Source organism: Patiriisocius sp. (genome assembly GCF_051252435.1).
Taxonomy (GTDB): domain Bacteria; phylum Bacteroidota; class Bacteroidia; order Flavobacteriales; family Flavobacteriaceae; genus Patiriisocius.
In genome coordinates, this window is the sequence record NZ_JBPOFW010000001.1 from 913,658 (window position 1) to 934,854 (window position 21,197).

The 21,197-nt window shown below is 36.4% G+C and carries 19 protein-coding genes and 1 pseudogene; 1 reads left to right on the top strand and 19 read right to left on the bottom strand.

The window, feature by feature from the left end; all coding sequences use genetic code 11:
• Window positions 1-17: 17 nt before the first annotated feature.
• From ACSHW7_RS04045 to ACSHW7_RS04070, 6 genes and pseudogenes are all read right to left on the bottom strand, one after another.
• Entirely contained in the window at window positions 18-944 is a 927-nt protein-coding gene (locus ACSHW7_RS04045) for a PorP/SprF family type IX secretion system membrane protein (protein ID WP_435678028.1), read from the bottom strand.
• 34 nt (window positions 945-978) lie between these two features.
• On the bottom strand, window positions 979-3,102 hold the full coding sequence (locus ACSHW7_RS04050; protein WP_435678029.1) for a choice-of-anchor L domain-containing protein: 2,124 nt from the start codon (window positions 3,100-3,102) through the stop codon (window positions 979-981).
• Between the two features lie 18 nt (window positions 3,103-3,120).
• Window positions 3,121-7,482, bottom strand: a complete 4,362-nt coding sequence (locus ACSHW7_RS04055; protein ID WP_435678030.1) for a gliding motility-associated C-terminal domain-containing protein — start codon at window positions 7,480-7,482, stop codon at window positions 3,121-3,123.
• Window positions 7,483-7,601: 119 nt separating this feature from the next.
• Window positions 7,602-8,406, bottom strand: a pseudogene (locus ACSHW7_RS04060) (endonuclease).
• 7 nt (window positions 8,407-8,413) lie between these two features.
• Window positions 8,414-8,581, bottom strand: coding sequence for a hypothetical protein (locus ACSHW7_RS04065; protein ID WP_435678031.1), 168 nt, complete (start codon window positions 8,579-8,581; stop codon window positions 8,414-8,416).
• A 163-nt stretch (window positions 8,582-8,744) separates the two neighbouring features.
• Window positions 8,745-8,999, bottom strand: coding sequence for a hypothetical protein (locus tag ACSHW7_RS04070; protein ID WP_435678032.1), 255 nt, complete (start codon window positions 8,997-8,999; stop codon window positions 8,745-8,747).
• Window positions 9,000-9,229: 230 nt separating this feature from the next.
• Between ACSHW7_RS04070 and hflX the strand changes: the two genes are divergently transcribed.
• Window positions 9,230-10,438 carry a GTPase HflX gene (hflX, locus tag ACSHW7_RS04075; RefSeq protein ID WP_435678033.1) on the top strand — a complete coding sequence of 403 codons (1,209 nt, stop codon included), beginning with the start codon at window positions 9,230-9,232 and terminating at the stop codon, window positions 10,436-10,438.
• A 116-nt stretch (window positions 10,439-10,554) separates the two neighbouring features.
• On the opposite strand, the gene ACSHW7_RS04080 is transcribed toward hflX, so the two are convergent.
• The 13 genes from ACSHW7_RS04080 to ACSHW7_RS04140 all read right to left on the bottom strand — a co-directional run bounded on the left by ACSHW7_RS04080 (window position 10,555) and on the right by ACSHW7_RS04140 (window position 21,185).
• Window positions 10,555-11,466: a DUF3078 domain-containing protein gene (locus ACSHW7_RS04080; protein ID WP_435678034.1), complete on the bottom strand. Its 912-nt coding sequence runs from the start codon at window positions 11,464-11,466 to the stop codon at window positions 10,555-10,557.
• Between the two features lie 108 nt (window positions 11,467-11,574).
• Window positions 11,575-12,081, bottom strand: coding sequence for a DUF2480 family protein (locus ACSHW7_RS04085; protein ID WP_435678035.1), 507 nt, complete (start codon window positions 12,079-12,081; stop codon window positions 11,575-11,577).
• A gap of 23 nt (window positions 12,082-12,104) precedes the next feature.
• The gene (locus tag ACSHW7_RS04090) at window positions 12,105-12,431 is read right to left on the bottom strand and encodes an SUF system Fe-S cluster assembly protein (protein ID WP_435678036.1); all 327 of its coding nucleotides are present in this window, start codon (window positions 12,429-12,431) and stop codon (window positions 12,105-12,107) included.
• Window positions 12,432-12,516: 85 nt separating this feature from the next.
• Window positions 12,517-12,942, bottom strand: a complete 426-nt coding sequence (locus ACSHW7_RS04095) for a SufE family protein (RefSeq protein ID WP_435678037.1) — start codon at window positions 12,940-12,942, stop codon at window positions 12,517-12,519.
• Window positions 12,943-12,958: 16 nt separating this feature from the next.
• The gene (locus tag ACSHW7_RS04100) at window positions 12,959-13,387 is read right to left on the bottom strand and encodes an META domain-containing protein (RefSeq protein WP_435678038.1); all 429 of its coding nucleotides are present in this window, start codon (window positions 13,385-13,387) and stop codon (window positions 12,959-12,961) included.
• A 106-nt stretch (window positions 13,388-13,493) separates the two neighbouring features.
• On the bottom strand, window positions 13,494-14,708 hold the full coding sequence (locus tag ACSHW7_RS04105; RefSeq protein ID WP_435678039.1) for an aminotransferase class V-fold PLP-dependent enzyme: 1,215 nt from the start codon (window positions 14,706-14,708) through the stop codon (window positions 13,494-13,496).
• A 90-nt stretch (window positions 14,709-14,798) separates the two neighbouring features.
• The gene (gene sufD / locus ACSHW7_RS04110; RefSeq protein ID WP_435678040.1) at window positions 14,799-16,112 is read right to left on the bottom strand and encodes a Fe-S cluster assembly protein SufD; all 1,314 of its coding nucleotides are present in this window, start codon (window positions 16,110-16,112) and stop codon (window positions 14,799-14,801) included.
• Between the two features lie 81 nt (window positions 16,113-16,193).
• On the bottom strand, window positions 16,194-16,946 hold the full coding sequence (sufC, locus tag ACSHW7_RS04115; RefSeq protein WP_435678041.1) for a Fe-S cluster assembly ATPase SufC: 753 nt from the start codon (window positions 16,944-16,946) through the stop codon (window positions 16,194-16,196).
• Window position 16,947: 1 nt separating this feature from the next.
• A complete protein-coding gene (locus tag ACSHW7_RS04120; RefSeq protein WP_435678042.1) occupies window positions 16,948-17,361 on the bottom strand; it encodes a hypothetical protein in 414 nt (137 codons plus the stop codon).
• Between the two features lie 35 nt (window positions 17,362-17,396).
• Window positions 17,397-18,845, bottom strand: coding sequence for a Fe-S cluster assembly protein SufB (gene sufB / locus ACSHW7_RS04125; protein ID WP_435678043.1), 1,449 nt, complete (start codon window positions 18,843-18,845; stop codon window positions 17,397-17,399).
• A gap of 19 nt (window positions 18,846-18,864) precedes the next feature.
• A complete protein-coding gene (locus tag ACSHW7_RS04130; RefSeq protein ID WP_435678044.1) occupies window positions 18,865-19,194 on the bottom strand; it encodes a HesB/IscA family protein in 330 nt (109 codons plus the stop codon).
• Window positions 19,195-19,359: 165 nt separating this feature from the next.
• Window positions 19,360-20,430 carry a cytochrome-c peroxidase gene (locus tag ACSHW7_RS04135; RefSeq protein ID WP_435678045.1) on the bottom strand — a complete coding sequence of 357 codons (1,071 nt, stop codon included), beginning with the start codon at window positions 20,428-20,430 and terminating at the stop codon, window positions 19,360-19,362.
• Window positions 20,431-20,432: 2 nt separating this feature from the next.
• Entirely contained in the window at window positions 20,433-21,185 is a 753-nt protein-coding gene (locus ACSHW7_RS04140) for an MbnP family protein (RefSeq protein WP_435678046.1), read from the bottom strand.
• Window positions 21,186-21,197 lie beyond the last annotated feature (12 nt).

Consider the following 21,197-nt stretch of genomic DNA (forward strand, 5'->3'; position numbering starts at 1 on the left):
TGAAATTAAAGTTGTTATTAGAAGTATCTAGGTGAACGTAGTGTACGCTTCTTAGTGAATAAATCAAAAGTTAAGACAATTTCGTGTGAGGAGTCTGAAACTACATTGATGTCAGAAACTACGCGGTCATAAGCATATCCTATTCTTAATTCAGGTAATACTTGGAATCCAACAAGACCACTGAAAGAATCATCCAATCTATATGAAACTCCCAATTCAAATTTGTCATAGAACAATGCATTTATGTTTCCGTCGAAAGACACAGGTGCATCAAAGGCACTTTTCACTAAAACAGAAGGTTTTAGTTTAAAGTTATCATTTAATTGGAATACATAACCAGCAGTACCAAAATAATGGTTTGTTTCATTTCCGTAGCGAATTCCATTTTCGTCAAGGTGAACGGTATTCAATAAGTTAGGTACCGAGAAACCTATATAGAAGTTTTCTGCATACAAAAATGCTCCAGCTCCAATATTAGGATATGTATTGTTTATGTCCTGAGAGAAAAACGGGTCATTAGGGTCTTGAGAATTGATACCTACATCCACTAGTCCCACATCATGAAATGTCGCTCCGGCTTTTAAACCTAAGGCCAGTTTAGTTTCTGAACCTACTTGTAATGTATATGAGAAATCTGCATAAACGTTAGTCTCACTAATTGGACCAAGCTCATCTTTAATCGCAGAAAGTCCTAAGCCTACTTTGTCACTCAAAGGGCCATGAGCAGAAAATGTAAAAGTTTCTGGGGCTCCATCGAATCCTGACCATTGTTTACGATATAAAGCTGTAAATGATATGCTTTCTTTAGAACCTGCATACGCTGGGTTTACAACGTTCATGTTGTACATGTATTGGGTATACTGTGGGTCTTGCTGCGCAGTTGCTTCTTCGGTACACAGTACAATACATAGGAGTACTAATAATAGCGATAGTTGTTTTTTCATTAGATTGGTATTTATTTTTTTATTGTTTACTTTCTTATTTGTTCAAATACACCCATCCTGTGATAGATTCTTCTGCTTGTAATTCTATTACGTAAAAGTAGTTTCCTACTGGAAGTATATTTTCATCATCACTTTGACCTCTCCATTCGTTAGTATATTGAGGTTTTTGGTATACTAATCGTCCTAGACGGTTAAAGACTGAAAAATTTGTAATTGTACTTTTATCATTTAAAAACTCAAGGTCAAGGTTGTCATTCATTCCGTCACCGTTAGGGGAAATTCCTTGACTGATTATACAATTTTGATTTTCGTAAAATGTAACCGAAACGCTGCTCGAAGAAATACAGCCATTATCATTAAGTTCTACAGCATAAATTCCTTCTTCAATAACCTCTATAGTACTGTTATTTTCTCCTGCTAAAAGCCCTCCATCTTTAAACCATTGATATTCATAAACCGTTGAGTCACCATCTGGAACATTTGCAGTTAAGATTGAAATTTCAGAAGCACATTTACTTACGGTAGGCCCTAAATCAACTTGAGCAAAGCTTCTAAAGATAATCTCTACAGAGTCACTAATTGTACAATTGTCAATAGTAACATCAAGTGTATAAATTCCATCTTGGGTAACGGTAATAGTCGGTGTAGTTTCTCCAGTACTCCATAAATATGTAGCAGAAGGAATATTTGCTGACCCAGTGATTTCCGGTACTATTGTAAAAGATTCTTCACCACACAATGCAATGACATCTCCTATATTGACATTAAAGACAACAATTTCTATAGAAATTTCATCAGTCGTAACACAGTTATTACCTGTTACTTCTGCGGTGTAAACCCCGTTTTCACTCACAGTGAGTGTTGCATTTGTTTCACCAACAAGTTCTACCGAATCTTTAAACCATTTGTATGAAACATTGTCAAGTTCACTAGGATTTGTTACGGTTGCATCAAGAACTAAAAAATTATTTTCGCAAACTAGTTGGTCCGGACCTAGTTCAAATTCTGGATTAGAAAAGAATTCAACTAGTTTTTCATCAGAAATTAGACAATCTGGTGACTGTGGAAATGTTAAATCAACTCTATACAATCCAGTTTCTGAAACATCTAATGTTGAATTTGTCTCTCCGGGAATTAATACATTGTCTTTAAACCATTGGTAATCACCGTTTGGATTGTTTCCAGCATCAAGTGTTATAACATCTCCTTCACAAACTGCTTCTGGATCCCCAAGTGTTATGTCATCTCCCAAATCTACATTTCCAATATTAAAACTCCCTGCATTCAAAAATACAGCAGAATCAAAACCACCGTCTCCTCTGTCTGCAATGACCATTTTTATGGTATAAATTTCATTAGGAACAATAGAAACCGTAGCTGTCGTTAATGTTGAGGTAAGGCCGTCAAATTGAATTTCATTAGTATTGTTTGCATCTTCATTGCTTACATAAAATTCAGGAAAGAAGTTGACTCCTGGGTTTTCAAAACCACACGTAAAATAGTCTGCATGAATAGATGCTGTTGTTACAGGCACATTGTTTGAACCCGTAACAGAAGCAATATTGGTGCCTCCAAATGGAGCACCCGAATCATTTGGTATACCTGGGCCGCTAACTAAAAAAGCGAATCCGTCTCTAAAGTCTTGAGTACATTCCCATTGGTCTTCATACTCTTCAGATGCAAAAATAAATTCAAATTCTACTTCAGAAAGGCTTGATGAGAATGTAAATTCAAAAACAGTTGCATTGAAAGTATCCTCGTTGTCACCATACTCATTATTCAAAATAGTGGTTAGATCAGAGTCTCCTAACCAACTAAATTGATCTCCATCTGAGGTTCCACCATTATCATTTGGGCCTTGTGCGCTTGTAGCGAATCCAGTAGACAATATGATACCTTCTTGAAAAGGAAATGAAGTATTGTTGTTCTTAAAATAACCCCAGCTTTTCTCCGCATTATTTGTCGCCCCGTTTGGATTGTCAAACAAATCTGTTAGTGTAATATCCACACAAGAGTTTCCGCTTACAAGAACCTCTGAAATAAGTTCCTCCGCAGTAAAAGCTGATTGAGGGTCTGCTGGGTCATTGACAATAATTGTTTGTGACCACATAACAGATGTACTCAAAAGCAACAGTATAAATGTTGAAAAAGATTTCATTTTACTTGAGTTATATTTTTAGTTTGCTTCTCTATTTATATAAATCCAATGAGAATACGTTTGCTCAAATACTGGGTCTGGTTGGCTCATTTTAAGAACCATGAAGTAAGTTCCAGTTGGAAGTTCTTCACCATCTGTAGTTTGTCCCTCCCATTGGTTTGTGTATCCTTGTCCAAACACATAAACTTCACGTCCAAGTCTGTTGAATATTTGAAGACTTTCAATTCCTGTTCTAGCATTTAAGAACGAAAGGTCAAGAGTATCATTGATACCATCACCGTTTGCTGAAATACCTTGCGAAATAACACAATTGGCGTTGTCTGAATATAAGTTTACATCTACTGATGTCATTCCCATACATCCATTATTGTCGACAACAACAGAATAGGTTTGTGTTCCCATAGTGTTTGCTGGCAAGCTTACTTCAATGGTGTTTGATGTTTCACCGTCAAGTAATACATCGTTTAAAAACCATTGGTATGTAACACCATCCACACTTGCAGTTGCTACTAATGTATTTACAAATTCTGGACAAGTTTCAAAATTATCTGTGTCTGAAACGAGCTCTCCATTAATTTCTATGAAAGCAGTAACTGGGTCTGAAATTACAACAACTACCTCATCTGTAACTGTACATCCATCATCAGTAGTTAGGGTTAAAGAATAAGTACCCGATGCATTAACGGTTAACATGTCTGATGTTTCACCAGGCAATATATTACCATTTAAAAACCATTGATAAGAAGCTCCTGCTGTATCTCCTATTATGTCAGGTATTATAGTATAGTCTTCTCCATCGCATACTGTAGTGTCTGGGCCTAAATCAACGTCTGGGGTAGGATTTACGATTACATTTACAGCTAGCATCAAAGTACTACAAGGAGGAACCGTAATTGTTACCGTATACGTTCCAGACATGGTTGGTGTAAATAATGCATCAGTCGAAACTATATTCCCAGCAGCGTCCATCCAAGAGTATGTTACTGTAGTAAGATCAATACCTGGATTAGTAGGTGTAGCATCAAGCGGTGTAAATGCATCCCCATCACAAAATTCTACTTGTGCTGGTAAACCAGTTGTGATTACAATGGCATCTGTTATATTCAACATAAAACTAACGGTACTGTAACAATTAGGTTGATTGATTTTCTCAACTCTAACAAAAATTGTTTCAGGATTTGTTGTGTTTACATAAGCAGCTGGCGTTGCAATGTCATTGTCTCCACTATCAGCATCTACTTGATTGTTATGGAATGTAATAACATGTAAAGCTGGATCTAAACCATCTAGTAATTCAGTAATTGTAGATGTTAAATCAAATGTTGCTTCTTCATTTCCTGTTTCATCGCATGCTTCAAGATCTGTTGGAGCTATAATTGCTGGTGGAGTACCATCGGTAAAAACAACAATATCGTCAACTGCAAGGTCATTTCCGCAGCCACCTGTAATATCATTTGTTATTACAATTTGTACTTGTGTATTTGTACCACTATCAAAAACTACCGAGAAATTTATCCATTCAGGGTCTGATTGATTAGGAACCTCTCCTGTATTTGCAGTAGCAATTACATTTCCTGCGGAATCTTCAACTTGATAAACTAATCTAGTTGGATCCCCACCAGCTGGACAAATGTTTGTATCGATGTCATAAACTGTTGACATCCAAAAAGCAAAAGCGTATTGAGTATTTGCAGCTACGGTAACATCACGACGATAAAGTTCAAACTCGCTAGGATCCTGAGAGGGGTTAAAGAAAATCATTTGACCATTTGTATCTCCAGGGGTGTGGTCTTCCATACCTACATGCCATCCAGTATTTAGGTTGTCAGAAATACTTGTTACGGTGTATTCATTTCCTTCAATTTGAACAGTACCATCATTAAAATCTAATTGGGTAAATGGATGCGTTTCAAATCCAGTTCCAGTACCAAAGTCTTCATACAATACATTTTCAGCACAATCAAAAATGCCACATCCTGCTTCTTTAGTTATTGTAACATCATCAGTAATTTCGTCAAAACCTCCGCCTGGCAACTCGACAACTAAGGCTGCTGTGTATGTAGTTGTTTCAGTAGGGCATACTTCAAAAATAGGATCATTACTTAATACAGTACCAGCAGCGTCTCTCCACTCAAATGTACTTGCGTTTGTAGGAGCACCACTAGGTACAAATCTCCAACTTTCATTTTGTGCTGACCATGGACCAACATTTCTGTCTTCCGGTACAGCAAATTGAGTAACATTGTTACCTTGAAGTCCAACCACAGCAAGACCATCATTCCATGCAGTACAGGTAGGTTTGTCTATTAGGTTAACATCAATAACATTAAGAGATTCATACAACAATATTTGTTGTGATGTGAAGAAAGTATCTTGGCAAGCAGTCCCAAAATGAGGTACTTCGTTGAAATTCAAAACAAAGATTCGATATGGAGCTGTTCCTGTGACAAAATAATTTATTCTATCAGGATCTGGATTAACTCCTGGATTTAAATCGTGAAATGCTCCAAAAATTGTGTTTAAAGGAAATTCATTATCGTTCATTGGAATCATGTCTGTTGGATCCATGTTCCATCCATTATTTTGACCTGCAAGAGCTGTGTTAAATGATATTTGTCCATTGGCTCCCACTACGATATCTGTATATGCATTTCCGTAGTAATTGAATTCAAAATCAATAGCTATTACGTTAGACCATCTATCGTCAATTGTAATATTTGTAGGTGCTCCACCATCAATAGGCGGTAAATCACAAATAGGACCTTGAATAGCATAACTTGTAGTATCTAAGAAAGGAGTTGTTAAGAAAGTTCCGTTTAAATCTATACAGGTTGTATCACAATCAAGAAAGGCATCATCACCTGCGCTCAAAATATCACAACTTCCACTAGAAACGCAATTAATAATTCCACTATCAATAACACAGTCAGTTGCACCACCATCTATCGTAATAATTGGAGTTACTCCTGGAGCATAGGTTCCAAAAGTAAACATACCTGGTGCAGTTGCCGTTTGTGCTGGGCTTCCTTGGTCATCGGTAATTGTTAATGTTGACGCACCTCCTAAATCTGTAATATCAACTAAGACTGAAAATTCTTCACCAACTTCACACATTCCATCTTGAGTAAAGGTTGCAGTTGGAGGAACACATTCGCAATCAATAGGTCCACTTGGAACAATACAGTCTGGTACACCACCATCAACAATAATATTTACAATAGTATTAGGGTCATAGGGGCCAAATGTAAAAGTTCCAGGTGCCGTTGCTGTTTGATTTGGACTTCCTGCGGTATCAAAAATAGTTAAACTAGCTGCTCCACCTAAATCTGTTATAACAACGTCAATATTCCATATTTGTCCTGGGAAACACATATCGTTAGACACAAAATCTACGGTTGGGGGAACACAGTCACATGCAATAGGTCCACTTGGAACGATACAATCGGTCACTCCACCATCTACAATAATATTTACAACAGTTCCTGGTGCATAAGGTCCAAAAGTGAATGTTCCAGGTGCCATCGCCGTTTGGTTAGGGCTTCCGTTTGTGTCAAAAATAGTTAAACTCGACGCACCACCTAAGTCGGTAATTACTACATCAATATTCCACATTTGCCCTGGGAAACACATATCGTTAGACACAAAATCCACGGTTGGCGGTACACATTCACATGCGATTGGGTCACTTATTATCAAACAATTTGCATCACCATTGTCAACTGTAAAGATTACATCCATATTAGGGTCGTAAGGGCCAAAAGTTGTCGTGCCTATAGCAGTAACGACAACAGGAGCAGAACCTTGGTTGTCTGTAATGGTCATCGTGCCTGTACTTCCTAGGTCAGTTACATTTACGTCAATTTCAAAATCTTGACCTGTAAAACACATGTTGTTACTTACAAAATCAATTGTAGGAGGATTACATGTTTGACAAAATACATCCCAATCCCATTCAGTCTGTGATCCACTTTGACAGCTCACTGATACATCAGAATCAATCATTAAGGTAATTGTATCACCTGAAGATTGAAAGGTAAGTCCTGCAAGTTGTCCTCCAGCACCATAAGGTGCGCCTGCATTTAAATTTGTTACGCCATCGCTATCAAGAACAATGACTTCATCAAAACTGACCTCAGTTGTACCTGCATTAAAGGTTAAAACTAGAGGAAATCCAGTGTCACTAGAATATTCGAATGCTGTTGTGTCAAAATTGCCATAACAATACGTGTCATTTATAGGGCCATCTGCACAGACTACAGTCGTTTGTGCATAACTAAAACCAACAAAGAAAAAAGCTAAAACAAAAAGCAATTGAGAACGCTTTATTTTAGCAAGAGAATTTATATTGTTAGAATTTTCGGAAGGTAATTGTAGCTTCATCAAGAATCTTTTTGGAGTTATTTTTCGGCTAAATTTAGTTAAAATATGTTAATGAAAATTGGATCCTTTGACTTTTAGATGAAGTGCATAAATTTACGACGAAACGCATATCTACCATACTAATCATGTATGGTAAAAACACCATAAATGGGGAAGTGATCGCTTGTTCCCCCTAAATACCTAGGCCCCACGTATGTACGAAAAGGATGACCCTTATATACCCCTTCTAATACCCTTACGTCATTAATATTGAATATTTTAGCGGACTCAAATCTAAAGTTATTTCCATAGCTTTGAAGGAAATTTTGACATAATTATTTGATCAAAAAGCTTCCATTTTCCTTGGAAAATAAGACTGCCATCTTCTTTTGTTAATAACAACTCCATAGGGTTGTACACATTTAAACCACTTATGGTTTTGATACTCTCGCTTTTAGGGTCGTCTTTGAAATCCCCAAGAACAATAATTTTAGCGTTTGAATTTGTATTTCTAATTGCAGTAATGATTTCAACGTTTTTTGATGCGGCAATCAATCTGCTATATTCAGTAAGTTTTTCACCTGCTCTTCTGGAAGGCCAGTGATTTACCAGAATATCAACAATTTCTCCCTCAAGCCTTCCTTTAACGTGAAGCACATCACGGGTATAATCCTGCGTACCGTCCTCTTTTTTAAGATATACCTCGTGAGTTCTCGTTTCAAAAATCTCAAAACAATCTGCATTATATAAAAGTGCCGTATCTATGCCTCGCTCGTCACGTGAATCAACATGTGCAAACTTATAATTGGTGTTTTTTAAATATTCAGAATCTATGAGTTGTTGAAGCACGAAGGCGTTTTCAATTTCGGCAACTCCTAGGAGGGAAGGAGGTTTTTGTGTGTCTTCAAACCCTATTTGGTTTATAATATGCCCGAGGTTGCGCACCTTCTTCTCAAACCGCGCTTGGTTCCATCGACGGTGAGATTCTGAAATCGACGGTGAGATTCTGAAGTAAAATCGTCATCATACGTATAGGGGTCATCAACTGTGTCAAATAGATTTTAAGGTTGTAAAAACCAATGTTATGTTTGATGATGTTCGCTTCGGAAATTTTAGACATTTGAAAAATAATTTAGATAAAAAACCAAGATACTAAAATTGCATAAGTACTAAATTATGTAGGAAAAAACAGCTCAATTTTTAATGTAACATATTTCCGAAGAACCCATAAAAAAGACCGCCTTGTAGAAAAGCGGTCTTTAGTATTTGTAAAAATCGTTTTTTTAATTACAATCTAAATCATCCAATGCTGCTTGAAATTGAGTAGATTGAGCACCCGTACAACCATTGTTTAAGAATGACTGTAATGACGCTCTGTAAGCAAGGCAATTAGCATTTGAGTCGTCTTCAATAAAAGCAGTTAATTTTGTTGAAATATCTTGACTAGCTGCAACACAGTCAAAACCTGCGTCGTCGTCACCACCACATGATGTTAATACCACTCCAAATACTGCTAAACTTAAAATAAATTTTTTCATTGTTTTTGTTTTTATGAAATGCTAAAATATACTTATTTACTTATTGAACAAAATTTATAGTTTTTTTAACATTTTAAATTTTCTGCAATTTAATTTACTGGTTTGGAGTCTGATTAGTGAATAGAAATTTATGAAAAACTTGAGATAGTCATTTGTAGCTCTTTACTACCTTTACAAGATGTACTTTATTACTATATGTTAATAAGAAACCAGCCAACAAGGCTATATATATGATTGAAGAAAAAAATATAGATTACGAGAGGACAATTTTAATAGGGTTGATTACCCAACAACAAGATGAGGAAAAGTCCAAAGAATATTTGGACGAGCTGGAGTTTTTGGCATATACCGCCGGTGGTGAAGTGTACAAACGCTTTATCCAAAAAATGGAAAAACCAAATCCCAAAACATTTATAGGTACAGGTAAATTAGAAGAAGTCTTGACCTATGTACAACAACACGATATTGGTACAGCCATCTTTGATGACGAATTATCCCCTGCGCAACAAAAGAACATAGAAAAAATTCTTGATATCAAAATTATTGACCGTACTCACCTCATCCTCGATATTTTTGCCCAACGCGCCCAGACAAGTTACGCCCGCACACAAGTTGAGCTAGCGCAATATCAATACTTACTCCCAAGATTAACTGGAATGTGGACTCACTTAGAGCGTCAACGAGGGGGCATTGGAATGCGCGGACCGGGTGAAACCGAAATTGAAACCGATAGGCGTATTGTAAGAGATCGTATTTCTTTGCTTAAAAAGAAAATTGAAAAAATTGATAAGCAAATGGAAGTACAACGTGGCAATCGGGGTGCCTTGGTAAGAGTTGCGCTCGTGGGATATACCAACGTAGGGAAGTCAACCCTGATGAACGCCATTAGTAAAAGTGAGGTGTTTGCCGAAAACAAACTTTTCGCAACACTTGACACAACAGTGCGTAAAGTAGTGATTGGCAATATGCCGTTTTTGCTCAGTGATACGGTGGGATTTATACGAAAACTCCCCACACAATTAGTGGAATCATTTAAAAGTACGCTTGATGAGGTTCGGGAAGCAGATTTGCTGTTGCACGTTGTGGATATTTCGCATGAAACATTTGAAGATCACATCGCTTCGGTGAATAAAATTCTTGACGAAATTGACAGCGCTGACAAACCCACGATTATGGTGTTCAATAAAATTGATGCTTATGAAAATGAAACGATTGACGATGACGATTTGGTCACAGAGAAAACAAAGGTACACTACACTATTGAAGAATGGGAAAATACTTGGATGAATAAAATGGATGGTGATGTTATATTCATTTCAGCATTAGAAAAAGAAAATTTTGAGGCTTTTAGAAAACTGGTATATGATAAGGTTAGAGATATTCATGTCACTAGATTTCCGTATAACAACTTTTTATATCCAGAAGAGTTTGTAGAATAGTAAATGTATTTTAATGTATAGAAAAAGCCTCGATAGTATATACTATCGAGGCTTTTTTTTTAGGTTTATTTAAACTTTCTCTTCAGAAATTTTAGACAACCAATTATTTAGTGCTACTAAAATCCGTAAGTCAAACCAATAGCAAGCGCTTCTCTAATTTGAAATCCCTGTACAGCGTTGTCATCGTAGATAGCTTGAAACGTAGTGTTTGCAGTAATCCATTTGTTTACCGTCATTACTAGATTCATTGTATAATCGATGTCCACATTTTGTGGGTCTTCAAGGTAATTGCTATAAAGGTTCAATACGTTTTCCATTGAAACATTTTCAAGAAGGGTAAATTTGCCATAAGCGCCTATAGAAGCACCAAATTCAAAACGAGTTGACTCATTTGCATCTACACCAAAGTAAGGCTCATATGCTGCAAGTGCAACGGCATCATTAGCATCAACTTCTGTAAATTGACTATCCACAACGATTAAACGAGCAGTAGCAGGTGCAATATTTACTTTTAGGTTATCGCTATCTTTCCACAACATGCCAGGACCTGCTTGAAAGTATCCAGGAGATAAAAATTTAGTTGTTTCTGTTCTTGTTTCATTTCCATCGGCATCTTCGCCAAAAACATATCCGCTTGCAATCTGTGATCTAAAGTTAAAGAAAAATGAATAGTACCATTTACTTGTGTCGCTTAATTGCTTCCCAACAATAGAGTTGAATTCTAAACGGTCATTTGTTTTCTTTGAAAACTCTTGATTTCTTTGATTTGTAATTCCATAATCAACCATTAAACGGTTATCCCAAGCCACACGTCCCTTTTTATAGTTTGCGTCGTACGAACCGGTAAGGTTTACTGAGTAATTTGTTGTTCCACCACCTTGCCACTCAGCGTTGAATGCTGACTGACTAAAAAGAAGGGACACATTTCCAGCTTTTGACCATCCTTCTTTAGGAGCCTCTTCTTCATCTTGTGCAAAACCAAAGTACGGTACTGCTGCGATTGCAAGGCTAAGTAAAATTTTTTTCATTTTTATTTTTTAAAAGTTTTTGCAAATGTAAAAGAACTTTAGCAATTAAATAAAAAAGGATTATTTGAAACGGGTGCTTTCGTTGAAAGTGAAGAAAATTTAGGCTAATTACTTGCGTTTAAAAAGAGGCACCGAAGAACAAGCTTCCCCAAACATAATACTCTTTGCAACAGGTTGCAGTTTTTGAATCAACATAGTATAGGCAGAGGGTGGAATAGGTTTGTTTGAACACCCTTTTATGATAACAGGAATATCTTTAAAAGGATATATATCTAATTCTGAAATTACTCTTGTAAATAAAACAGTTTCTAAAGTTTGTAAATCACCAGTAATAATTTCATTCGCAAAAGGAGCTAAATGCGAAGCAATTAACATAAATGCCCAAGACGGAATGATGGCATCTGTACTACAATGCAAAGCTACGTAAGAGTTGTCATATTGCGACCAATCGTGATTGGACGCTGAAGCTCTAAAATCATGTTCTTTTAATATAATACCTTCTAATAGCCATTCTGAAATATCAAAATACACACGCTTACCTTTAGGATAATAATCTTCCAAGTCTAAGGTGACAAGTTTGCTTTGTGCAACTCTATTTATAATTTCGTTTTCCAAATTTTACTTTTTATATCTTTCTTTTATAGCATCCCTAACTCCAACTTAGCTTCGTCGCTCATTAAATCTTGTGTCCAAGGTGGATCGAATGTGATTTCAACTTCGGCATCATTGACCATTTTTAATGATTTAACTTTTTCCTCTACTTCCAACGGAAGTGTTTCTGCAACTGGGCAATTGGGTGTGGTTAATGTCATTAATATTTTTACGTCGTTATCTTCATTGACAAAAACATCATAGATAAGCCCCAATTCATATATATCTACTGGAATTTCTGGGTCAAAAATAGTCTTTAAAACTTTCACTACTTTTTCTCCCAATTCAGCTGTATCTCTTTCTTTTGTTTCCATATTCGTTACCCTCAAAAGGGTGTGTTTTATTATAAAGTAATTTTGTAGTCACATTTCCGAAGAAATTATTTTAGATCACAAACAACTAACTATTTATCTGCGCTTGATAGCCAAGCGCGTATAATTTTAATTTTTTAATCATGGATACAAGTCCGTTGGCTCGAGTGGGAGAGAGGTGTTCTTTTAATCCAATCTCATCAATAAAATCCATATTTGCGCTCAATATATCTTCTGGAGCTTGGTTATTAAAAACCCGGATCAAAATCGCAATAATTCCTTTAGTAATGATGGCGTCACTATCGGCTGTGAATTTTACTTTACCACCTTCGAGTCCTGCATCCAGCCATACTTTTGACTGACAGCCTTTGATTATTTTATCTTCGGTTTTTTTTGATTCATCAATGAGCGGTAATGATTTTCCAAGGTCAATCATATATTCATAACGCTGCATCCAATCGTCAAACATGGAAAACTCATCAATCAATTCTTCTTGTATTTCTTCAATCGTCATGTATTTCTTTTTTCAACTATCCGTTTCGCTTTGCCTTAAGTAGTGCGCTACGGTCTGTTTTTGAATATAATGTTAATATTCCGTCTTCTATATTAAAAGAACCTGTTTCTTTTAAGGCTTTCATAAATGCTCTTTCGACAACCATAACTGGTTCATCACAGTACATCTCTGTAGCCATAAGTTGTCCAACGCTAATAGCAAGAACATCGATGCTATAATTTCCTGAAAATTCATTGCATCCACTGTTTCCGGTAACCATTTTATCAAGGGCTGTAAATGCCAATGACATATCTTTATTTTCTAAAGGAGTGCCGGTAATTTGTGTTACCGTATAATTGCCAGTCAATCTTACGGTTCCTGCGGTTTCAATAACTTTTTTAGTTTCATTGCATCCGGTCATAAGTACTGCGGAAATAAGTGCTGTTACTAAAAGTATTTTTTTCATAATAGTGTTTGTTAATTCTGTTTAAAAATCTCCAGTTTGCTTTTACAAAGAGGTCAATAAAATTACGGTTAAAAAGGTATAATTGTGTTAAAATTTCCTTAGAAAACTATTGCAACATCATTTTTGCACGTTCAACGGCGCTTACTAATTTGTCAACTTCTTCCTTAGTATTGTAAAACGCAAACGATGCTCTCACCGTACCTGGAATTTTGAAAAAATCCATAATGGGCTGTGCACAATGGTGTCCCGTTCTTACTGCTATACCTAATTTGTCAACAATAGTACCAATATCGTACGGATGAATTCCCTCGATGTTAAATGAAATTACCGACGTCTTTTCAGAACCAGTTCCATAAATTTTCAGTCCTTCAATTGCTAATAATTTTTGTGTCGCGTATTCTAAAAGATGCGCTTCATGTTTTTCTATGGAATCAAATCCAATTTTGTTTAGATAGTCGATGGCCGCTCCAAAAGCAATTCCACCACAAATATTAGGGGTTCCCGCCTCGAATTTGTGGGGCAAGCCTGCGTAGGTAGTTTTTTCAAAAGAGACTTGGTCAATCATCTCCCCACCACCTTGATACGGAGGTAGTTTTTCTAACCACTTCTCTTTTCCGTAGAGCATTCCAACCCCAGTTGGCCCGCACATTTTGTGGGCTGAAGTGACGTAAAAATCGCAATCAAGCTCGGTGAGGTTTGGTTTAACATGAGAACATGATTGTGCTCCATCAATCAAAACAGCCGCATCATATTTATGTGCTTGATCAATTATATATTTAATAGGATTGATAATCCCAAGTGCATTTGAAATATGATTTACAAAAACAAGTTTTGTTTTTTCTGAAAGCAAATTGTCATAAACATCCATTTTCAAAACACCGTTTTCATCTATTGGGATAACTATTAAAATAGCACCCGTACGTTCGCAAAGCATTTGCCAAGGCACAATATTACTGTGGTGCTCTAGTGCCGAAACGATAATCTCATCGCCCTTTTCAAGCAACGATGAAAATCCGTTAGCCACTAAATTGATACCATGCGTTGTCCCCGAAGTCATTATCACTTCATGAGATTTATCAATACCGAAATGCTCTTGAATTTTTTTCCTCGCCGCCTCATAAGCATCTGTTGCTTCTTGAGAAAGTGTATGCACACCACGGTGTATGTTAGCATTATAATTAGAATAATAATCTACAATAACATCTATAACGTATTGCGGTTTTTGAGATGTGGCCGCATTGTCAAGATAGACCAAAGGATAACCATTGACCTCTCTTGATAGGATGGGGAATTGTTTTCTTATCTCGTTTACGTCAAACATAGTGTATTCCTAATTTTAATCTTTGATACTTTGAACATGAAAAAAAAGCCTTTCGGTTACTACAGAAAGGCTTTTTTAAGATTTTAAGTGTTAGACTTGAAATCCTAAGCTTACCCCTATTTTTTTGGCGATGAGTTTATTTATTCTTGTTTTTAATTCTGGGATTTTCACAGTTTCTAGCACTGTGTTTGCAAAGGCGTACATAAGCAAAGCTCTTGCTTCTTTTTTGGCAATTCCGCGAGAGCGCAAGTAGAATAATGCATCTTCATCCAATTGCCCAATGGTACAACCATGCGAACAGCGAACATCATCAGCAAAGATTTCTAATTGTGGTTTTGCATTGATTGTGGCTTTGTCGCTAATCAATATGTTGTTGTTCTGCTGAAATGCATCCAATTTTTGAGCATCTTTTTCAACATATACTTTTCCGTTAAAAACTCCTGTCGAACTTTCGTCGAAAATACCTTTGTAGTCTTGGTGGCTCTCACAGTTTTCAGCAATATGATGTACTAAAGTATTGTGGTCCACATGTTGCTTTCCTTCAATAATAGTTACACCATTTAGAATTGAATCACATCCTTCTCCCAATTGTCTAAAATTAAGATTGTTTCTTGTGAGCTTTCCTCCAAAAGAAAACGTGTGCACGCTACAAATACTATCACGCTCTTGAGAGACATACGTACTGTCAATCAATGATGCATTTTCTTTGTCGTTCTGTATTTTATAGTAATCTATATTAGCTCTTTTTTCAGCAAAAATTTCAGTAACACTATTGGTAAGTACTGCATTGTCACTCAAACTTTGATGACGTTCTATAATTTGAACATGTGCATTTTCCTCTACAACAATCAAATTACGTGGTTGTAATAAAGTCGCCGCTTCATTTCCTGTTGCGAAATTGATAATCTCAATAGGTTTTTGTGCTTCTTTATGTTTTGGGATTCTAATGTATGCTCCTTCTTTAGTGAATGCAGTATTCAATGAAGTCAAGCTCTCTTTTGTAGCTACTTTATTAAAATACGCCTCAATCATCGGTTTGTATTTTGCTTTGTTCAAAGCAGACGACATTAAACAAACATCAATAGTATCGTGCGTAGTTTCTGAAAGAAATGAACTATAAACGCCATCTATAAAAACAAGTTTGTATGTGTCAATTTCATGTAAAAAATACTTTTTCACATCCTTGAGTTCGATAGCATTTTCTCCATCAGGGAAAACATTATAATCTACTTTTAGTAAAGCGTTAAGCGATGTATATTTCCATGCCTCATCTTTTTTGCTTGGGAAACCTTGGGTTTCAAAGCTCTTCATCGCAGCAGATCTTAAATCGTGCAACGGTGAGTCTGCTTCCAAATGATCTTCGAAAGCAATGTATGAGGATTGTAATTTTTCTTTTAAGCTCATGTGTCAATTTATGAGTTTTAAGTTATGAAGTAATTAAAGGCGAAAATTTATTCGCTTTTAGGGTCTCAAAAAACTTAAAACTTATTTTACTAATTCTTCTTTAATCCAGTCGTATCCTTTTTCTTCTAACTCATACGCTAGTTCTTTTGTGCCAGATTTTACGATTTTTCCATCCATTAAAACGTGAACAAAATCTGGGACAATATGGTCGAGCAAACGCTGGTAATGCGTAATAACTATAACAGCATTGTCTTTGTTCTTCAATTTGTTTACACCATTGGCAACAACCTTTAATGCGTCAATGTCTAATCCAGAATCTGTTTCGTCAAGGATGGCGAGTTTAGGTTCTAGCATCGCCATTTGAAATATTTCGTTACGTTTTTTCTCACCTCCCGAAAAACCTTCGTTCAAGGAACGGGATAAAAATTTACGATCAATTTCTAATAAATCTGCTTTCTCACGAATCATCTTCAACATTTCACTCGCAGGCATATCTTTCAAACCTTTTGCTTTTCGGTTTTCGTTGATTGCTGTTTTAATGAAATTTGTTACTGAAACCCCTGGGATTTCAATGGGGTATTGAAATGAAAGAAAAATACCTTTATGGGCTCTCTCCTCTGGGTCAAGCTCAGTAATATCTTCATTGTTAAGGGTAATTTCGCCTTGCGTTAATTCAAACTCTTCTTTACCGGCAATAATAGACGCTAGTGTGCTTTTTCCAGAACCATTTGGTCCCATAATAGCATGTACTTCTCCTGCATTAACTTGAAGTGAAATACCTCTTAAAATATCTTTTTCCTCTACACGTGCGTGTACATTTTTTATCTGTAACATATTATTTTGTCTGCTTTGCTTTCGCTTTTTTGTCTTCTATTTTTACATCTGCCTTCGCTGGGGTTTTACTCACTTGTACGATATCTATAATCGTTAAAATTTCATCCCAACCTTCTGTTCCTTCTGGTTTGTTTGCCAGTGTTCCAGTAACTACAACTGGTACCATATCATAATCATCTTTTTTTACGGGAGCGACTTTATCTGCTAACTCGTGCATTTTTTCATCGATTGCCACGCCATAAATAAAATCTTTACCTTTTAAAACCGCTGCATCTGCAGTATAAATAAACTCTCCTTTATAAACAGCAAGGTTTGAATTTGCAGTTGTTACTAGGTCTTCATTAACTTTGGTTTCGTTGTTTTTACATGATGCAATCGTTAATACAGCAATTGCAATGAATACTAACTTTTTCATTTTTAAAAATAATGTTTAGGTTGTTTATTTATTGATTATCCAACGGAGCCTTCTAGGCTTATTTCTAACAATTTTTGAGCCTCTACAGCAAATTCCATCGGGAGTTTATTTAAAACCTCTTTGCTGAAACCATTTACAATTAACGCAATTGCTTTTTCGGTGTCAATTCCTCTTTGGTTACAGTAGAAAATTTGGTCTTCACCAATTTTACTTGTAGTTGCTTCATGCTCAACTTGAGCAGTTTTGTTTTTTGCTTCTATGTACGGAAATGTGTGCGCACCACAAGCATTGCCCATTAGTAGAGAATCACATTGTGAAAAATTACGCGCATTATCTGCAGTTGAATTAATTTTCACCAAACCACGATAACTGTTTTGAGATTGTCCTGCTGAAATTCCCTTTGAAATAATAGTGCTCTTGGTGTTTTTCCCAATATGAACCATTTTTGTCCCTGTATCTGCTTGCTGAAAGTTATTCGTTACAGCGATAGAATAAAATTCGCCTACACTGTTGTCTCCTTTCAAAATACAGCTTGGATATTTCCATGTAACGGCGCTTCCAGTTTCAACTTGCGTCCAAGAAATTTTTGCGTTTTTCTCGCAAATTCCTCTTTTGGTCACAAAATTATAAACGCCACCTTTACCTTCTTTGTTTCCTGGATACCAGTTTTGAACTGTAGAGTATTTTATTTCGGCATCGTCTAAGGCAATTAATTCAACCACAGCTGCGTGTAATTGGTTTTCATCGCGGCTTGGTGCCGTACATCCTTCAAGATAACTTACATAACTTCCTTCATCTGCAATGACGAGTGTTCTTTCAAACTGTCCCGTTCCCGCTTGATTGATTCTAAAATACGTTGAAAGTTCCATTGGGCAACGAACGCCTTTAGGAATATAACAAAAAGACCCATCACTAAAAACCGCACTGTTTAATGCCGCGTAAAAATTATCTCTTTGTGGAACAACGGTACCTAAATATTTTTTAACAAGTTCAGGATGCTCTTTTATGGCTTCAGAAATACTCATAAAAATAATCCCTTTTTCGGCCAAAGTCTTTTTAAATGTAGTTGCAACCGAAACAGAATCAACAACAATATCCATTGCTACGTTGTTCATTTTTTTCTGTTCATCTACTGAAATTCCTAGCTTTTTATACATCGCTAGCAATTCAGGATCTACATCGTCCAAAGTTTTGTTGGGATCCATTTTTGTTGGGGCAGAATAATATGCAATTGCTTGAAAATCTGGTTTTGCATAATTTACATTTGCCCAATCTGGTTCTTCCATTGATTGCCAATGACGAAAGGCTTCCAATCTCCAATCTGTCATCCATTGTGGCTCTTCTTTTTTTGCTGAGATAGCGCGCACAATATCCTCATTCAATCCAATAGGGAATGTTTCAGATTTAATATCTGTATAAAATCCGTACTCGTATTCTTTCGTTTCGAGCTCTTTCTTTAAATCATCTTCAGTATACTTACTCATAGCTTTTTTTCAGGCATTATTAAAGTGAAAAACTTTCACCGCAACCGCATGTGCGATTTGCATTTGGATTATTAAAAACAAATCCTTTTCCGTTAAGACCACCACTAAATTCTAGTGTTGTTCCTACGAGATATAAAAAACTCTTTTTGTCAACGGCAATTTTCACTTCGTTTTCTTCAAAAATTTTATCGTTTTCTCCCACAGTTCCATCAAAATTTAGCTCGTAAGATAATCCAGAACACCCTCCGCTTTTTACGCCTACGCGTACGTAGTCTTTGGCAATGCTGAAACCATCTTCGGCCATCAGTTGCGCAATCTTTGTTTTTGCAGTATCGCTTACTTTAATCATATATTTAGATTTATTCTAAATTAGATGGCAAAGATACGTTAAAAACGGCATTTTTTCAATAAGATGGGATAATTTAAAAAGATAGGTTAATAGGCTTTAATTATAGACATTATAGCACATTTCCGAAGTAAAAAATGAAAAAAAAAATTGAATCAACGACGTTGGTTAATTTGGTCTTTGATAGTCGGGATTGTTTGCCAAAGACGGATCGGATAAGCTCAATAGAAAGGCTTTCAAATCTGCTTTATCCTCCTCGGTCAATTGAACACCACCTTGTGCCACTGTTTTCATAAGTGGGTCAATGGTTTCAGAAAAAACTAGTCCTTCACTGTAGTGGTTGATAACTTCATCTAAAGTTTCAAAACGCCCGTCGTGCATGTAAGGGGCGGTATAAGCAAGATTGCGTAAAGACGGTGATTTGAACCATCCAAATTGCGCGGGATCTCCTGTGACTAAGCCAAGACCTCGATCATTAAATACTTCGTCAAGACCGTTGTTATGAAAATCGTTGTCTGTCCACGTAGGGTTACTATCACTACCGTGGCAATGAAAGCAGTCTCCTCTGTTCTCATCTAAAAAAACTGCAAGTCCATTTGCTTCGGCTTCTGTTAATGTAGCTTCGCCTCTTAAATGTTTATCAAATTTTGAATTACCGGAAACAATGGTTCTTAAAAACTGTGCAATTGCTTTGGTTACAAGCTCTTTTGAAATGTTAGATGTCCCAAATGCTTGCTCAAAAAGCAAAGGATAATCAGATTGAGCTTGTAATGTAGCTACAGCATTAGGCCACGTATTATGCATTTCAATCTCGTTGATGACAGGTTCGAGTATTTGTTCTTCTAATGAAGAAGCACTTCCATCCCAATTAAATTTTTTGTTTGTATTGTAAGCAAGATTAACAAGCGGCATTGAATTTCTAAATCCTGCAATACCATCAATCCCTACGCTAAATTGTCTCTGGTCTGAAAATCCTTGATTTGGCGCGTGACAACCTGCACATGCTAGCGTATTGTCTGCTGAGAGTTTTCTGTCGTAAAATAGTTTGCGCCCTAAAGAAACTCCTTCTACAGTTTGCGGATTATCCGCAGGAAAAATGGGGCTTGTTAAAAGCTGTTCAAAAATTGCTGGACCTTGAAAAGCAAGTGGGGTAGGGATGTATCCTTCTTGTTCGTCATCTTCATTGCAGGATACAAACGTGATTGTAATTAAAACAAGAAGAATTCCCTTTTTAAACATAGTTATTCTATTGTAAAAACAGTTTGACCATTTGTTTCCATATCCAGTTGTGCTTGATAATTACCCATTAACATGCCATCGCGCTCATTCAAGTTCCATGGTTTGAACCATTCGGCGATATTCATTTTGATATCGACTGTGTCATTATCATTCGATATCACAATATTATTTGCAGAAAAAGGAATAGAAGTATCTTCTCTTGTTACATTTGGTGTCATAGCATCTTGTGCCGCACTAATTGTATGATACGCATATCCAGTAGTGACTCCTATGTCATTGATGTATTGTCCTTCCAGCTGCATGTAGTGATATCCTCCACCCATTGGCTCAGGAACATTCCAAGACGCGGCATTCAAATCATTATAAGCATTTGTAGTGTTTTTTTCCTCAGTAAAACCAAATCTTGCAGATACTGTATAAGTTCCAGCAGGTAAAGATATGTTCTCAATACTAGCTCCCATTCCTGCACCGACATCCACAAAATTATATTCATCTACGATTGTCGAAACTCCATCTGCATTCGTAAACGTAATATCAGTAATTAAATAGCGCATCCTTGAAAAACTAATCATTTCGCCATGCTCAACAGTATAGTCTAGAGAATTAAAGTCAGCACTTGTAACTTCTGTACCGTCAAAGTTTTGACTAAAGTTAATGTCAATTGCTACGTTTGGTGTCACTGTTTCGTTATCATCGTCCTTATCACACGCCATCAGAGCAACGGCTGCGAATAGCGTTATTGCAATTTTTTTCATAATATTTTTTAA

Excerpts from the sequence above, each read along its gene's own strand:
- ACSHW7_RS04050 (WP_435678029.1), bottom strand. The coding sequence starts at position 3,102 with ATGAAATCTTTTTCAACATTTATACTGTTGCTTTTGAGTACATCTGTT.
- ACSHW7_RS04070 (WP_435678032.1), bottom strand. The coding sequence starts at position 8,999 with ATGAAAAAATTTATTTTAAGTTTAGCAGTATTTGGAGTGGTATTAACA.
- ACSHW7_RS04120 (WP_435678042.1), bottom strand. The coding sequence starts at position 17,361 with ATGAAAAAGTTAGTATTCATTGCAATTGCTGTATTAACGATTGCATCA.
- ACSHW7_RS04100 (WP_435678038.1), bottom strand. The coding sequence starts at position 13,387 with ATGAAAAAAATACTTTTAGTAACAGCACTTATTTCCGCAGTACTTATG.
- ACSHW7_RS04045 (WP_435678028.1), bottom strand. The coding sequence starts at position 944 with ATGAAAAAACAACTATCGCTATTATTAGTACTCCTATGTATTGTACTG.
- ACSHW7_RS04090 (WP_435678036.1), bottom strand. The coding sequence starts at position 12,431 with ATGGAAACAAAAGAAAGAGATACAGCTGAATTGGGAGAAAAAGTAGTG.
- ACSHW7_RS04135 (WP_435678045.1), bottom strand. The coding sequence starts at position 20,430 with ATGTTTAAAAAGGGAATTCTTCTTGTTTTAATTACAATCACGTTTGTA.
- ACSHW7_RS04065 (WP_435678031.1), bottom strand. The coding sequence starts at position 8,581 with ATGTCTAAAATTTCCGAAGCGAACATCATCAAACATAACATTGGTTTT.
- ACSHW7_RS04130 (WP_435678044.1), bottom strand. The coding sequence starts at position 19,194 with ATGATTAAAGTAAGCGATACTGCAAAAACAAAGATTGCGCAACTGATG.
- ACSHW7_RS04105 (WP_435678039.1), bottom strand. The coding sequence starts at position 14,708 with ATGTTTGACGTAAACGAGATAAGAAAACAATTCCCCATCCTATCAAGA.
- sufC (WP_435678041.1), bottom strand. The coding sequence starts at position 16,946 with ATGTTACAGATAAAAAATGTACACGCACGTGTAGAGGAAAAAGATATT.
- ACSHW7_RS04140 (WP_435678046.1), bottom strand. The coding sequence starts at position 21,185 with ATGAAAAAAATTGCAATAACGCTATTCGCAGCCGTTGCTCTGATGGCG.
- ACSHW7_RS04055 (WP_435678030.1), bottom strand. The coding sequence starts at position 7,482 with ATGAAGCTACAATTACCTTCCGAAAATTCTAACAATATAAATTCTCTT.
- ACSHW7_RS04095 (WP_435678037.1), bottom strand. The coding sequence starts at position 12,942 with ATGACGATTGAAGAAATACAAGAAGAATTGATTGATGAGTTTTCCATG.
- ACSHW7_RS04080 (WP_435678034.1), bottom strand. The coding sequence starts at position 11,466 with ATGAAAAAAATTTTACTTAGCCTTGCAATCGCAGCAGTACCGTACTTT.
- sufB (WP_435678043.1), bottom strand. The coding sequence starts at position 18,845 with ATGAGTAAGTATACTGAAGATGATTTAAAGAAAGAGCTCGAAACGAAA.
- hflX (WP_435678033.1), top strand. The coding sequence starts at position 9,230 with ATGATTGAAGAAAAAAATATAGATTACGAGAGGACAATTTTAATAGGG.
- sufD (WP_435678040.1), bottom strand. The coding sequence starts at position 16,112 with ATGAGCTTAAAAGAAAAATTACAATCCTCATACATTGCTTTCGAAGAT.